16 protein-coding genes and 1 other RNA gene are annotated in these 13,949 nt (G+C 50.9%); 1 reads left to right on the top strand and 16 read right to left on the bottom strand.

Annotation, left to right across the window (positions count from 1 at the left end; genetic code table 11):
- The first annotated feature begins 146 nt into the window (after positions 1-146).
- Positions 147-4,268: a T1SS-143 repeat domain-containing protein gene (locus J0X12_RS16675; protein ID WP_207047576.1), complete on the top strand. Its 4,122-nt coding sequence runs from the start codon at positions 147-149 to the stop codon at positions 4,266-4,268.
- On the opposite strand, the gene J0X12_RS16670 is transcribed toward J0X12_RS16675, so the two are convergent.
- From J0X12_RS16670 to ygfZ, 16 genes are all read right to left on the bottom strand, one after another.
- Positions 4,265-5,137, bottom strand: a complete 873-nt coding sequence (locus J0X12_RS16670) for an adenylate/guanylate cyclase domain-containing protein (protein ID WP_207047575.1) — start codon at positions 5,135-5,137, stop codon at positions 4,265-4,267. The two genes, J0X12_RS16675 and J0X12_RS16670, sit on opposite strands and share 4 nt — an antisense overlap.
- A 39-nt stretch (positions 5,138-5,176) precedes the next feature.
- On the bottom strand, positions 5,177-5,515 hold the full coding sequence (locus J0X12_RS16665; protein ID WP_207047574.1) for a hypothetical protein: 339 nt from the start codon (positions 5,513-5,515) through the stop codon (positions 5,177-5,179).
- A 25-nt stretch (positions 5,516-5,540) separates the two neighbouring features.
- Entirely contained in the window at positions 5,541-6,419 is an 879-nt protein-coding gene (locus J0X12_RS16660) for a haloalkane dehalogenase (RefSeq protein WP_207047573.1), read from the bottom strand.
- A 144-nt stretch (positions 6,420-6,563) separates the two neighbouring features.
- Positions 6,564-6,722, bottom strand: a complete 159-nt coding sequence (locus tag J0X12_RS16655; protein ID WP_207047572.1) for a hypothetical protein — start codon at positions 6,720-6,722, stop codon at positions 6,564-6,566.
- A 114-nt stretch (positions 6,723-6,836) separates the two neighbouring features.
- Entirely contained in the window at positions 6,837-7,043 is a 207-nt protein-coding gene (locus J0X12_RS16650) for a DUF4169 family protein (RefSeq protein WP_207047571.1), read from the bottom strand.
- 82 nt (positions 7,044-7,125) lie between these two features.
- Positions 7,126-7,383: a ribbon-helix-helix domain-containing protein gene (locus J0X12_RS16645; RefSeq protein WP_207047570.1), complete on the bottom strand. Its 258-nt coding sequence runs from the start codon at positions 7,381-7,383 to the stop codon at positions 7,126-7,128.
- On the bottom strand, positions 7,376-8,995 hold the full coding sequence (locus J0X12_RS16640) for a fumarate hydratase (protein WP_207047569.1): 1,620 nt from the start codon (positions 8,993-8,995) through the stop codon (positions 7,376-7,378). The genes J0X12_RS16645 and J0X12_RS16640 overlap by 8 nt, the downstream gene beginning before the upstream one ends.
- A gap of 54 nt (positions 8,996-9,049) precedes the next feature.
- Positions 9,050-9,535 (bottom strand): SspB family protein, encoded by a 486-nt coding sequence (locus J0X12_RS16635; RefSeq protein ID WP_207047568.1) that lies wholly within the window; start codon positions 9,533-9,535, stop codon positions 9,050-9,052.
- A gap of 95 nt (positions 9,536-9,630) precedes the next feature.
- Positions 9,631-9,964, bottom strand: a transfer-messenger RNA (tmRNA) gene (gene ssrA, locus J0X12_RS16630).
- A gap of 9 nt (positions 9,965-9,973) precedes the next feature.
- Positions 9,974-10,501 carry a dihydrofolate reductase gene (locus J0X12_RS16625; RefSeq protein WP_207047567.1) on the bottom strand — a complete coding sequence of 176 codons (528 nt, stop codon included), beginning with the start codon at positions 10,499-10,501 and terminating at the stop codon, positions 9,974-9,976.
- A 7-nt stretch (positions 10,502-10,508) separates the two neighbouring features.
- Positions 10,509-11,303 (bottom strand): thymidylate synthase, encoded by a 795-nt coding sequence (locus J0X12_RS16620; RefSeq protein ID WP_207047566.1) that lies wholly within the window; start codon positions 11,301-11,303, stop codon positions 10,509-10,511.
- Between the two features lie 108 nt (positions 11,304-11,411).
- Entirely contained in the window at positions 11,412-11,750 is a 339-nt protein-coding gene (locus tag J0X12_RS16615) for a DUF1491 family protein (protein ID WP_207047671.1), read from the bottom strand.
- Positions 11,751-11,759: 9 nt separating this feature from the next.
- Positions 11,760-11,963, bottom strand: coding sequence for a hypothetical protein (locus tag J0X12_RS16610; RefSeq protein WP_207047565.1), 204 nt, complete (start codon positions 11,961-11,963; stop codon positions 11,760-11,762).
- Complete coding sequence (locus J0X12_RS16605; protein ID WP_207047564.1) at positions 11,960-12,535, bottom strand: DNA-3-methyladenine glycosylase I; 576 nt, start codon at positions 12,533-12,535, stop codon at positions 11,960-11,962. The genes J0X12_RS16610 and J0X12_RS16605 overlap by 4 nt, the downstream gene beginning before the upstream one ends.
- A gap of 19 nt (positions 12,536-12,554) precedes the next feature.
- A complete protein-coding gene (locus J0X12_RS16600; protein ID WP_207047563.1) occupies positions 12,555-12,956 on the bottom strand; it encodes a VOC family protein in 402 nt (133 codons plus the stop codon).
- Between the two features lie 57 nt (positions 12,957-13,013).
- Complete coding sequence (ygfZ, locus tag J0X12_RS16595; protein WP_207047562.1) at positions 13,014-13,904, bottom strand: CAF17-like 4Fe-4S cluster assembly/insertion protein YgfZ; 891 nt, start codon at positions 13,902-13,904, stop codon at positions 13,014-13,016.
- Positions 13,905-13,949: the final 45 nt, after the last annotated feature.

The raw sequence follows: 13,949 nt of genomic DNA, 5'->3' as shown, positions 1-13,949 counted from the left end.
TTAATTTATCAATTGCTCCATAACAGATTTCTAGGTCGCGAATATGTGGGCGGCTATTTTTTTTGAACCTGTTTTAACTGTCCGGCGCATTTAATTTATAGCTTGCTGATGGACGGAGACGCATTTCGTCGTCAAAGGGTATAAAGATGAAGAAAATAAATATATCAGATCTTGGCGATGATAGTCCTCTTACAACCTACGCAGTTTCAGATGGTAGCCCGATACATCTGGGCAATGAGATTAAACCTCTCCTGGCAGAATATTCCCGCGATGGAGTAGACCTCAATTTGATCTCAGATACAGGCGATTATATCACGATATACGACTATTTCGCGACTGGTCAGGGCGTGGATATTATAACAGCCGGTGGTGCACGTATCCCCGCGGATTTGATTGGCAAGCTTGCTGGTCCGGGGCCAATGGCCCAATCCACGAACACGCAGTCTGATGCTGGCGGCCCAATTGGCGAGGTCTCGCAATTATCAGGCACAGTCACATCACGACATGCGGATGGAACCAGCGAAGAACTAGTCGAGGGTGCTGCCGTTTTTCAGGGCGATGTCATAGAGACGGCAGCGGGCTCCTCCTTCACCATTGTGTTTGCGGATGATACCCAATTTTCCATGGGAGAGAACGGTCGGGCCGTTCTCGACGAAATGATTTACAACCCTTCGTCGGGCGATGGAAAATTCGGTGTTTCCCTTTTGCAGGGCGTCTTCTCGTTGGTCAGCGGGCAGATTGCCAAAGATGATCCGGAAAATGTTGATGTCCGCACACCTGTCGGCACAATCGGTATTCGCGGCACAAGCTGGTCTGGAAATGTAAGAAATATCGGCGAAGAATCCATTTTCACGCTTTTTACCGGCGCGATCGTTATTACCAATGAGGCTGGATCGCAGCTACTGGATATTCCCAACCAATCCGTTATCGTCACCAGCTTTTCAGCATTGCCGAGCGTTCCCTTTATCCTGACCGGAGAACAGCTTTTCAATATTTATGGAGAGGCATTGCGCTTGATCGACCCGAAATGGTTCGATGACGAAGATAAATTCAATCCTGATGAGATCTCGCCGGAAGCCGGTCGGCGTGCCCAGTCGGGGGGCGGGGCAGGGTTTCAACCTTACAGTGAAGGCGGCATTGATGGAGGACAGTCCGTAGGAGACCTTCTCAAGGCTGCGGGATTGCTCGTCGGAACGGATCTGAAGTTCCGCACTACACAGAATACCGAGGAAATAGTCGGGATCGGCCCCCAGACAGGTTTGAATGTAGTTTCGGTTGTCGATCAGGAATCCGGTAATCTGGAGAGCTTCCAGATATTCATTACCCTGAGCCAACCAACGAACGTACCTGTTACAGTCACCTATGAGATCCGTTCGGGGTCAGCATCAGGTACGGATTCGGGACTACCTGGTGACCTGGATTTTATTAGTAATGGGAATGGCACTATTGTTATTCCGCCGGGTCAGACACAAGCCGCATTTACAGTAACTGTTGTTGACGATGATGTAATCGAAAACCTGGAGTTTTTTATTGTTGCCATAACCGGCGTTGAGAACGCGGATATCGATATCAAGTCTAGTCAGGCTCTTGTGGTGATCACAGATGATGATATTGGCTTAGTCACGCTCTCGGATGTCACGGTTGATGGGGTGGGAATTGGTGAAGACGGCGCTACTGTTGGAGAAGACGCGGGGATGCTAACCTTTGTGGTTACCCTGGATAAGGCCGTCGCACCGGGGGTAACGGTAAGCGTAAATTACCAGATTACGGGAACCGCGTCAGCAGGCAGCGATTATCTGACCGAAACACTTCAGACGGTTACATTTGAGGGCGGAGAGTTAGGTCTCGCGCCTGGGGCAACCACCACCATTACCATTCCGATTATAGATGATAATCTGTTTGAAGGGCCGGAATCTCTAACACTTACGCTGGTCGGAGCATCGAGCAACGCGACAATCGACAGTGCCTCGGACTCAATAACGCTGACCATCGAGGATAATGACGATCCCGTCATAATTGGTGAAGCGACGCCCGCGCAGTTGGTGGAAACCGAAGAAGGAGATATCATCGAAGGTGCTTCCCTCGGCATCGGCGGTGGTAGCGGAGAGATTGCCTCGGTGACCTTCGATGCGAGCCAACCAAATTTTGATGCGGCCGGTCTTACATCCAATGGCGCACCGATTATTCTTTCCGGGCTAGGAACGAATGTTGTGACCGGCGCGGCCGGCGGGGCGACGATTTTCACAGTTACTCTGAATACGGATGGCACCTATGACATGTCCTTGGTGGGCCCAATCGATCATGTAGATGGTACCGGGGAAAATATTGGTCACCTCGCCTTTAATCTCGCCATTTCTGTCACTGATGTGAACAATTCATCAGCGTCGGGAACATTGGCAATTGAGATCGAGGATAGCGGCCCCATTCTCGGTGCGGCCTCAGATATTGTTGTTGATGAAGATGACCTCCCCGAGGGAGGGGACACGACGCCGGAGTCAATCTCCATAAATGGGGTCGCTGAAATTGATTTCGGCCTTGATGGTGCGGGAAGCGTGACTCTTGATATCGGGGAATTGCCGGTTATTACGTCTCGCGGCGATCCTGTCTTCTATGAACTTACGACGCTCGCGGATGGCGTGACACAGCAGGTCACTGCGACGGCGACATCTGATACAGGTACGTTACGCCCGATTTTTGTTTTGGAATTTGGTCCGAATGGCGATGGCGACAATTATGGATATACGCTGACGCTTAATGACGCAGTCGATCATTCGGGTGCGGGCGAAGATGGGTTGGATCTTCCCTTTACCTTTGATGTGGTAGATCAGGACGGTTCCTTGATCAGCGGTTCCTTTACGGCAACGATTGTCGATGATGTTCCGATCGCGAGCCCGGACGCAGTTGATTTGCCGGCACCGATGCTACCCACCTATAACCTGCTTTTCGTTCTGGATATTTCGGGCTCAATGACCAATTTCGTTGAGGGTGCCGGGCAGACCCGCATACAAATCCTCAGGGCTGCCGTGGATAATGTACTGTCGGAATATGAGCAGGTCTCAAGTGAAGTAAATATCACCATTATCGGCTTCGCCGCCGGTTCGTCGGTGGTTTACCAAGGATCCTCCATCCAGGAAGCGCAGGATTTCGTCACTGACACCAGCAATCTTGTGCCGGGAGGGGCGACCAATTACGCTGCTGCGCTCGCAAACACCGAGGACGGCGCCCAGGGAGTTCTTGTCGGCAATCTCGCCAATCCTGCGCTCGATGGCTTTAAGACGACTGTCTATTTCATCTCCGATGGGGAACCGACAGAAGGCCAGGAAGTGCCGACAGACGGTGGAAATGGATGGCAGCAGTTTGTTGACGCTAACGGTGTTGAGGTCGTTGCGGTTGGGCTTGGAACAGGAATCAGTACAACGGAACTGGCGAAGGTTGAGAATGCTGCGGATGAGCCGACAATAGTGATTGATCCCAGCGACCTTGAATCTGTTTTGGTTGAAACCATTCCTGTTGTTGAGACGGACAATGTGGTCAGCTCCGGGTCCATTGATCGGCTGGGCGCGGATGGCGGGACCTTGACGTCGCTAATTCACGATGGCGTAGAGTATGATATTCCACAAAATGGCACGCCCCTTATCGTTGACACCGGCCTTGGCGGAAGCATCTCAATTGACGCGGCCGGCAACTACACCTATACCGCCCCCGATGAAGCCGACCCCGGCGAGATGGAAAGTTTCGAATATGTGTTGACCGACGGCGATGGCGATACCAGTAGCGCGTTATTGACCTTCACCTTTATTGATGAAAATGCAGGGGCATTTACAGTCTTGTCGGCATTCACGTTGCCCCCGAACGTCCTTGATGGCAGTGAAGAAGGTGAGCAGCTTCTCGGGACCGCTGCGGCTGATATTATTTCCGGTCTGGGCGGTGATGATCTGATTCAGGGCAATGGTGGGAATGATGTCCTTGCCGGTGGTGACGGAGCCGATGTTTTTGCCTTTACTGGTGAGGACAGTGGAACAGTTACAATCACCGATTTCGATATCGACGAAGACAGCATCAATCTGGATCAAATATTCGATGACCTAGGGATTCTTGTGGACGATCGTGGAAACGGTGAGGCCTGGAACCTAAGCGAGGTGGATGGTAAAGCCACGCTTTCACTGCTTGTTGCCAATGGTCCGACGATTGTATTCGAAAACTATGTGAGCCCGGATGTGCAGGCACTTGAAGCCATCGCATCAAGGATTGTGGTCGACGAGTCTTAGCGGCGGCGGTTGCGGGACTTGAGCTTGGCTATCTTGCGCTTTTCCCATTCGTCTGTCCGGTCTCCCAAGCCAAATAACCTAACCGCATCCAGGGCTAAAATTACGAGGAAGGATGCCATCGGCCATAGAAACCACCAATAATTTGCAGAAGTGGCCATGTTAATAATGAAAAGACACAGAATGATCGTGCCGAATGTCATTGCTCGGCGGTAAAATCCCGCCTGCTTTTTTACATATGCCCGAATTCGTTTGTCCTCTTCAGCATCTTCTTCTCGCGAATCCTCAGCGTGGTCCTCGGATAGAGGAATAGGGTGAGACGACGGTTGGGGCTGTTTACCGGGGGGCTCGCTTAAAGTTAGTGAATAGACCGCGACCGGTTCCGCGATATTTTTGACCTCCCGGTTACCGAGAAACTTAAACTCTCTTGGGAGCTTGTTTTTCACCTGTTCAAAAACGGAGCCGGAAATACATATTCCCCCAACAGGCGCCATTGCTTCCAGTCTTGCCGCCACATTGACGCCATCACCGAAGATATCGTCCCCCTCAATGATGACATCCCCCAGGTTGATCCCGATGCGATAAAGCATCTGGTCGTCAGCCGGAAGAGGGGCATTGTCCTTGTTAATCTTGTTTTGCACCTCAACGGCGCATTGCACAGCTTTTACGACACTCGAAAATTCGCTGACGAGGCCGTCACCCGTCATATTGACGATGCGGCCGCCATAGCGGGCAATGATCTCCCGGAAAATTTCGCGCGTTATTTTGAGCCGCTCGAGAGTTTTTCCCTCGTCATCATTCATCAGCCTGCTGTATCCGGAGACATCCGCGCAAAGAATTGTTGTCAGCTTTCTGTCCAACTCAACATTCATTTGCTGTGTGTTCTCCGGCTATTTGCGAACTAATATAACTTAGTGATCAGATGCCGTTAAAAACTTGTTCTCGAGCCCGGTGGAAAAGGCAAGACCTTCAGCTGTCAGGATAATTTCTTCCTCCCAGTTTTCGCGGACAAGACCCTTACGGCTGAGTGCGGTCCAAACAGATTTATTGCTCAGTCCAGTGGCGTCGCGACTCGCAATCACAAATTCACCTACATGCATGTGATTTCCATGGGCGTGGGGCAGGCGGGTAATGCGGATGTCCCCATTGTCCCCGACGGGGGTGGCGCTATCAGGATCGCGCGCCAGTATCTGCAGCAAAACCAGTGTCTTGCTTTGCAACGCATTCAGTTTAATTCGTTTCTTTTCCACAATAATTTCCGCTAAAAAACAAGATCTACATTTTCGTGATAAATTCCGAGATGGCCTGGCCGATCTCGTCCGGGCTGTCTTCCTGAATAAAGTGCAATCCCTTGATGGTTACTTCCGTTTGGTTAGGCCATGTCCGGCAGTATTCGCGCTGAGGCCCGACAAGTATGGAGCCGGGATCTGCATTAATGAAAAGCTTGGGTAAGTCGGATTGACTGAGCCAGGCGGAGTACTCGTCGACAATCTTGACTACGTCTTCCGGTTCCCCGGCAATCGGAATTTGCCGCGGCCAGGTCAGGGTCGGCCGCCGGTCTTCTCCAGCGTTCCTGAATGGGCGGGTATATTCTCGTTGCTCCTCATCCGCAAGATCGCGAAGGATAGAGGATGGTAATACTCGTTCAACAAATATATTTTTATCCAGTACCAATTCTTCGCCAGCAGGGCTGCGGAATGCCTGGAAGATATTTCGGGCTTGCTCGGGCCAATCGTCCCAGCTGGCAATGGTCTGGACAATTGCCTCCATATAGACGAGGCCTTTCATAGCGGACTGGTTTTGGTAGGCCCAGTCAAACCCCAACGCAGATCCCCAGTCATGAACGACCAGGGTGACATCCTTGTCAACCATGAGGTAAGCCAACAGGTCGTTTAAGAAGGCGCGATGCTCCTTAAAGGTATATCTGTCGGGCCCACTGTCATGTAGCTTTTCGGAATCCCCCATGCCGATCAGGTCCGGTGCGATCAGGCGCCCCCGACCTTCAAGATGCGGCATGACGTTGCGCCATAAATAGGAAGACGTCGGATTGCCATGTAAAAATACAATCGGGTCGCCTTCACCTTCCTCAATGTAGGACATTTTCAGTCCCCGGATGGTTGCCGATTTCTTCTTGTATCTTGCTGCTGCAGTCACGCTTGAAACATCTCCCTGATTGCCGGATAGGTAAAATTTACGCAAAGTGAGCATTCGCCCGGATAATAACGCGAGCTAGCGAATTTGCACAACAAAAGAAGTCGTAGGCGAAATTGGTTTTGGGAGACTGTATAAAATAAACCGTCAGGTGAAGCGGGAACGTGATTTTTCCTGGTAGGTTTTCACGACCTTTTTAACATCTTCCACGGTGAGTCCGTCCCGTTTCAGGACAGCTAAAATAACCGGGTCCGCCAGCAATTCTTGCAGTGCGGGTTCGGGGAATTTCCTTACACCAGGTTCCATTTGCACCTCCTCTTGCGCTCACCTTTGCGACACGCAGATACTCATTAAAAGAAGGTTGAGTCATTTCTATGACAGTAATCTGTTATTTTTTAAACAAAATGTGTAAAGAAATAGCTAATTTTCGGAGGGGGTCTCTTCTTCATCCTTATTAGACAGCTTTTTCTTGTCAAGCAAAGCGTCCCGCTTTTTCTGTTGATTCATATCCTGCTTTTTTTGTGCCGCAGATCGGCCGAAACTTGCCCGGTTGTTGCGGGCCGTGTCTTCTGCTGTCTTGCGATTACGCTTTTTCCGAAACTGATTGAGATTGACGACATCACCCATTTTGATAGCGACCTTTATTGGTAATTGCGCTAATTTTCATATAGGGACGCTGCAGGATAATCTCAAAATATATTTTATATGACTATCTCTGATCACGCGCCTTTTCGAGAAGTTCTTCCAGGACAAAAAGACGAATTGCGCTGGAAAGATTGCCCTGCCGCGTGGCATCAATTTCCGTAATCAGTTCATTCAGGCTGAGGCCTTTGCGTTTTGCGTTTTCTTGAAACAGGTCCCAGAATTTCCGTTCCAGCGACACGCTGGTACGATGGCCGGCAATGCTCACCGAATGCTTGATGATTTCCGTAGAGGCAGTGCCGGGGCTTGAGGTTTCCTTAATCATTCTTCTTTCGGGCGAAAAAGTCATTTCCCTTGTCGTCCATGACAATAAAGGCCGGGAAATCCTCCACTTCAATACGCCAGATGGCTTCCATGCCGAATTCCTCAAAGGCCTGCACGTCAACTTTCTTAATATTGTTCTGCGCGAGAATAGCTGCCGGGCCGCCAATGGAGCCAAGGTAAAATCCGCCGTGCTTTTTACAAGCGTCGACAACGGCCTTACTACGGTTCCCTTTTGCAAGCATCACCATGCTGCCGCCTTCAGCCATAAACTGATCAACATAGCCATCCATTCGGCCCGCTGTGGTCGGCCCAAAGGAGCCGGAGGCGTAGCCTTCCGGTGTTTTTGCCGGTCCGGCGTAGTAAATGATATGGTCCTTGAAATACTGCGGAAGTCCCTCGCCATTTTCCAGCAGTTCGCGCAATTTACGATGAGCGAGATCGCGGGCAACGATAATTGTGCCGCTTAAGCTCAGGCGCGTCTTGATGGGATACTGCGAAAGCGTTTCCAGTATTTCCGCCATCGGCCGGTTCAGGTCGATTTTAACGACATGGCTGTTGAGGTCCTTGTCGGTAACTTCAGGCAGGTATTTTGCCGGGTTGGTTTCCAGCTGTTCAAGGAAGACACCGTCCTTGGTGATCTTACCCTTTACCTGCCGATCGGCAGAACAGGAGACACCAATCCCGATTGGCACACTCGCGCCATGGCGCGGCATGCGGATCACGCGGACATCATGGCAGAAATACTTGCCGCCGAACTGTGCGCCGATGCCGATCCCTTGTGAGATTTTCAGGATTTCCTGCTCCATCTCAAGATCCCGGAAGGCGCGTCCATGTTCATTGCCGGTCGTTGGTAAGGTGTCATAATATTTGGTAGAGGCAAGCTTCACGGTCTTCATTGTATCTTCCGCGGAAGTGCCGCCAATAACCACAGCAAGATGGTAGGGCGGACACGCGGCAGTCCCCAGAGACATCAACATCTCCTCGATAAATGGTACCAGCCGTTCCGGGGTGAGGACACTCGGCACCGCCTGATGGAGGAAACTTTTGTTGGCTGAGCCGCCACCTTTTGCGACAAACAGAAATTCATAAGAATCGCCGTTTGTCGCGTAAAGGTCGATCTGGGCAGGCAAGTTTGTACCGGTATTTTTCTCTTCAAACATGCTGATCGGCGCCAGCTGCGAATACCGAAGATTGGTTTCCGTGTAAGTCTTGTAGACGCCTCGCGACAGCTGTTCCTTATCCGTGCCGTCGGTCCAGACATATTGTCCTTTTTTGCCCATGATGATCGCGGTGCCGGTATCCTGACAACCCGGCAGGACCATGCCGGCGGCAATATTCGCATTCTTGAGCAGTTCCGTCGCTACGAATTTGTCATTTTCAGAAGCTTCGTCATCTTCAAGAATTTTTGCAAGCTGCTGAAGATGCAGAGGCCGCAACAAATGAGCAACATCATGCATTGCCTCCGCCGCAAGCAGGCTCAGGGCTTCGGGCTCCACTTTCAGGATTTGCCGACCATCGAAATCAATAGTTGATACGTAATCAGCTGTCAGTTTGCGATAAGGAGTGTCGTCTTTCCCGAGGGAAAACATGTCCTGATAATGAAATTCGGGCATGAGCAGGCTTTCAATTGATGTCGAAACGGAAGAAATGAATTTTCGGGAGATTAGCTATTTTTTGCGGAAGGCATCAAGGGTTATTATTTCCCCTTGCTTCTCAGGTGTTTTGCTGGCCTCTGCTTTTGCGTCATCGATGGATTCTTCCAAGACTGCGTCGGCCTGTTCCGTAATATCACCTTCCGGTGTTGCCACCGAGAACTGAAGACCAAACTGCACCGATGGGTCGGCAAAGGCTGTTAGGGCGTCAAACGGGACCCTCAGCGTTTCACGTTTGTGATTGAAGCTGAGATCAACGGTGAAATAGTCCTGTTCTACCACAACATCCCAGAACTGGTGCTGAAGCACGATTGTCATTTCATCTTTGTAGCGCTCAGCCAAATGCTTCGGCACGGAAACCCCGGGAAACTGTGTTTTAAAGGTAATGTAGAAGTGCTGGTCTCCGGGAAGGCCGTTTCTGGCAACATGACGAAGCGCGTTGCGGACAACCTCCAGCAGCGCATTTTCAACCATTTTCGTGTAATTGATTTCGTCATCCATACCGTGAATAACCCCCGCCTCCGACGCTTGTTGCTTATTACATTAATTCAATATGCGACGTAATGCCGAATTGAGCATCACGTGAAGTAGAAACAAGTGGAGGGGCTTCTGTTGCCAGGTGCCCCTCCGAACCCCGTGTAGTGCAATTAAGCAGCTACGGCAAATGCTTCGTCATTATCGTTAGCATTTATAAAATTGACCCGATATCGGTGGTATCATGCCGGACAAAAGTTACATCTTTACTGCGCGCGTCGAGCCTATTTCGCCCCCATCAGAAAGACAGCTGTTTGTTTATACATCTCTGTCTTTATGGTGGAGGCGCCGGGTACCGCCCCCGGGTCCGCAACGTTTATTCCATGAAACGTTTATTGCCATAGTTGGTTGCCCAACGGTTTTAATATAATTCTTTTACGTTGATATTAAAAGGGGCCTTCGTCGCTAAATTTTTCCGCCCCGTTTTCGGCCAAGCCTGATAAAGCTGTGATCGAACATGTTTTTTTCGGATTTCTCATGAAACTCTCGCGATAACTCAGTCCAGTCCCTGGGATCGAGCGCGGGAAAAAAGGAATCCCCCGTGACCGTCGCATGCACCCGAGTGAGATAGATCATGTCCAGTATTTCAAGTGCCTGACGATAAATTTCGGCCCCGCCTATTATCACCATTTCGCGGGCGCCAGTGCGATGCGCCGCGTCTCTGCCGACGCTTAAGGCATCTTCCAGGCTGTGGACTATGTCCGCGCCTTTAACGGAAAAATCGAGGTCGCGGGTAATCACGATGTGAGGGCGGCCGGGAAGCATGCCGGGCAGCGACTGGAAGGTCTTGCGGCCCATGATGATCGGCTTGCCCATGGTGACTTTCTTGAACCATTGCAGATCGTTTGAAAGGCGCCATGGCAGGCCATTGTCTACGCCGATCACCTGATTTTCAGATACGGCGACCATGGCCGAGAGGAGAATGGATGACATCGCGAACCTATACGGCAACCTGCGCCGGAATATGGGCTGCTGCCTGGTATCCATCGAGGTTGAAGTCATCAAATGTGAAGGCGAATATGTCTTTGACGTCGGGATTGATTCGCATGGTTGGCAGCTTGCCGGGAATGCGCTCAAGCTGCAAATCCGCCTGTTCCACGTGATTGGCATAAAGGTGCGTATCGCCAAAGCTGTGGATAAACTCGCCCGGTTCAAGATCGCAGACCTGTGCCATCATTAGGGTGAGCAGGGCGTAGGAGGCAATATTGAAGGGGACGCCAAGAAATACATCGGCGCTTCGCTGATACAGTTGGCAGGAGAGCTTGCCGTCTGCAACATAGAACTGGAATAGGCAATGACAGGGCGGAAGCGCCATATTGTCGACTTCTGCCGGATTCCAGGCACTGACGATCAGCCGTCGTGAATTGGGGTTGACCTTGATCTGATTGACAAGATTCGCAATCTGGTCGATCGAGCCGCCGTCGGGGCGCGGCCAGGACCGCCATTGCGCGCCGTAAACCGGGCCGAGATCACCATTTTCGTCCGCCCATTCATCCCAGATTCGAACGCCATTTTCCTTAAGGTAACGGATATTTGTATCGCCGGAAAGGAACCAGAGCAGTTCATGGATAATGGATTTCAGGTGGAGTTTCTTGGTCGTGAGGACCGGAAATCCCTTTGCGAGATCAAACCGCATCTGATGGCCGAATATGCTATAAGTGCCGACTCCCGTGCGATCCGGTTTAAAAACGCCTTGGTGGCGTACGGTGCGCAAAAGATCAAGATATTGTTGCATCAAGCGGGTTCCTGTCGGTTTTCGTGGCATATGTAGTGGCAGAATAAGGCAAGGCTGCATTGAATGCCAGCCAAAACTAGAGGTAATTACCTCTCAATCTCGCCTGTACTATTCGATTTTTTCATCCAGAAATGCGCGCCCTTCTCTATCCTCAACTTCAAGCACCCACAAATCGGGATCATTCTTTACCCGTCTTTCAATATAGGCGTCGGCGTCCGTTTCCTCAACCCAGTCAGGACCGGTTCCTTTCAGCCACATGCGGGCGCCATCATCAAAATTTGTCGTTGGGGAGAGGACCATGCAGCCCGGTCCCAGACGGTTGATTTTCAGCAGGACAGAGCCAGCCGTTTCATCGCCGCGCCGGGTCACCATGACCGGGACATTAAGCGCCGCGCATTTGCGGATATGCGCCTTGATCCAGAGTTCAGCCTTTAATCGGGGTTCCAGTGCTCGCTCCTATTCCGTAAAATAATGCATGTCATCGAATAAAAGCTCATCGCGCAGCCGCAGCAGGCGGTTTCGTCCACGCCAGTCCTCATTTTCTGCACAAATGCGCGCCGCGTCTTCCAGAACCACCCTGGCTCGATCACCGTATTTTTCCCGATAATGGCCAGCGACCTCACTTGTCAGGTCATGAATTTCCCGAATTGGGCGCCTCATGACAATTTTTTGACCTGTTCATGGCGTGGGCAGCTTACGACATGGTCGTTGATCATGCCGACGGCCTGCATAAAGGCATATACAATGGTTGGCCCGACGAATTTAAAACCCCGTTTTTTCAAGTCTTTTGAAATCGCCCGGCTGAGGTCGGTTTCCGCCGGCACCTCAGCCATTGATTGCCAACTGTTCTGCAACGGTTTTCCGTCAAGATATTTCCAGAGCAAATGCGAAAATCCGCCGTCCTCTTTTTCCTCTATTTCCAGATACAGCTGGGCCCCTTTGATAGTTCCTAGAATCTTAGCGCGGTTGCGAATGATGCCGCTATCCTGCATCAAGCTTTCCACTTTGGCGTCGTCGTAATACGCAATAATTGCCGGGTCGAAATTATCGAATGCAGCTATAAAGTTCTCCCGCTTTCGTAAAATCGTGATCCAGGACAGTCCGGCCTGGAAACCGTCGAGTATGAGTTTTTCATAGAGCGCACGGCTGTCATATTCCGGTACGCCCCATTCTTCATCATGATAGGCCTTGTAAAAAGGGTCGTCCCCGTACCAGGTGCAGCCTTCTGCCATTTTTCTGCTTCCTCAAGTCCTATTCCGGTTTTAAACAGACAGCTTCGATCTTATTGCCGTCGGGATCAAGAACAAATGCGGCATAATAATTCTCTTCATAATCCCGCTTTCCGGGCCCGCCATTATCAGTCCCTCCATTGGTGACGGCAGCCGCATGAAAAGCATGAATGGAGGCTCTATCGGGTGCCCGGAATGCGCAGTGAAACCCTTGCGCTCTGCCGATATCTTTATGTTCCACTAACCAGAAAAATGGATCTTCCCGTGATTTGCCATAGGCAATGGTCTCGCCATAATCAGCAACTTTCTTAAGGCCTATGGTTGAAAGCACCGCATCATAAAAGGCGGTCGATTTTCCCCGATTGGTTATCCCGATAGATACATGATCCAACATTTCACCGCTCCCTAAATGAATAATGTTCATGATTTGTTCTAATTCAATTTAGAATAATTTTCGGTTCATGGCAAGCTGTGTTTGTGGCTATTGATTCTCCAATGTTTGGAGGTCTATATACTCCGGCTGAATAATCTTGACGCCCTGTGGAGCCAGGTCTTCAGGACGTGCCGAGAGGCTTTCGAGGCGGACAAGTGCCATCCCCTGACCCTTGGAGAAGGAGCGCACCTCAGCGATTTCTCGATCCTGGTGCATGATCTTGTCGCCTTCATGAAGCTCGCCATTATACTCAATCCGAAACAGGCGCTTCTTGATCTTCGCCCGGTGTTTTGTGCGGGCAGTCAGTTCCTGTCCAACGTAGCAACCCTTGGTGAAGCTGACGCCGTTCAGCTCCTCGAAGTTTGCCTCGAGCAGGAAGTTTTTCTCCGGCAGTATTTCTTGCGGGCCTTCCGGCACACCAAGTGTTAACCGATGGCTTTCATATACCACTTCCGCCGCAAGTGTTGCTGTTGGAAGTTGCGTATTCGGATTAAAGCTTGCCGCAGCGTAAATGCGCACACCGAGTGTGAGATTGCGCGGATCTGTCATATAGATAGATCCGTTGTTTTTCGCTACAGCGCCGGCCTTGTCGGACAGTTCCGCAGCAGAGCAGGCATTTGCGCCAAATAATACAAAAATGTGCCGATCTGCTTCGCTGATGGCGACATCAGCGCGGAGTTTGTAGAGAGTCAGCCGGCGGACAAGGTCGTCCTTGCGACTGGTTGCGCAATCAAGGAGGTAGCCGTCTTCTGACTTCAGAATAAAAAAGTCATGAAGAAATTTTCCCTGCGCCGTCAGAAGCGCGGCGTAGATGCCAGTCGTGTCGCTGACCTTGTTCATGTCATTGGTGATGAGGTTTTGCAGGAATGCCCAGACATCTTTGCCGGTGAGAGCAAGGACTGTGCGGCTTTCCAATCTTGCAACTGTCAAATTCGCCATTTGTTTCTTTCCAAAATCAGGGTCATTCCCGGATGTCTTTAACAG

Origin of the sequence: Sneathiella sedimenti, assembly GCF_017313765.1 — a bacterium.
GTDB lineage: Bacteria > Pseudomonadota > Alphaproteobacteria > Sneathiellales > Sneathiellaceae > Sneathiella > Sneathiella sedimenti.
This window is presented reverse-complemented; position numbering and strand designations above follow the sequence as displayed.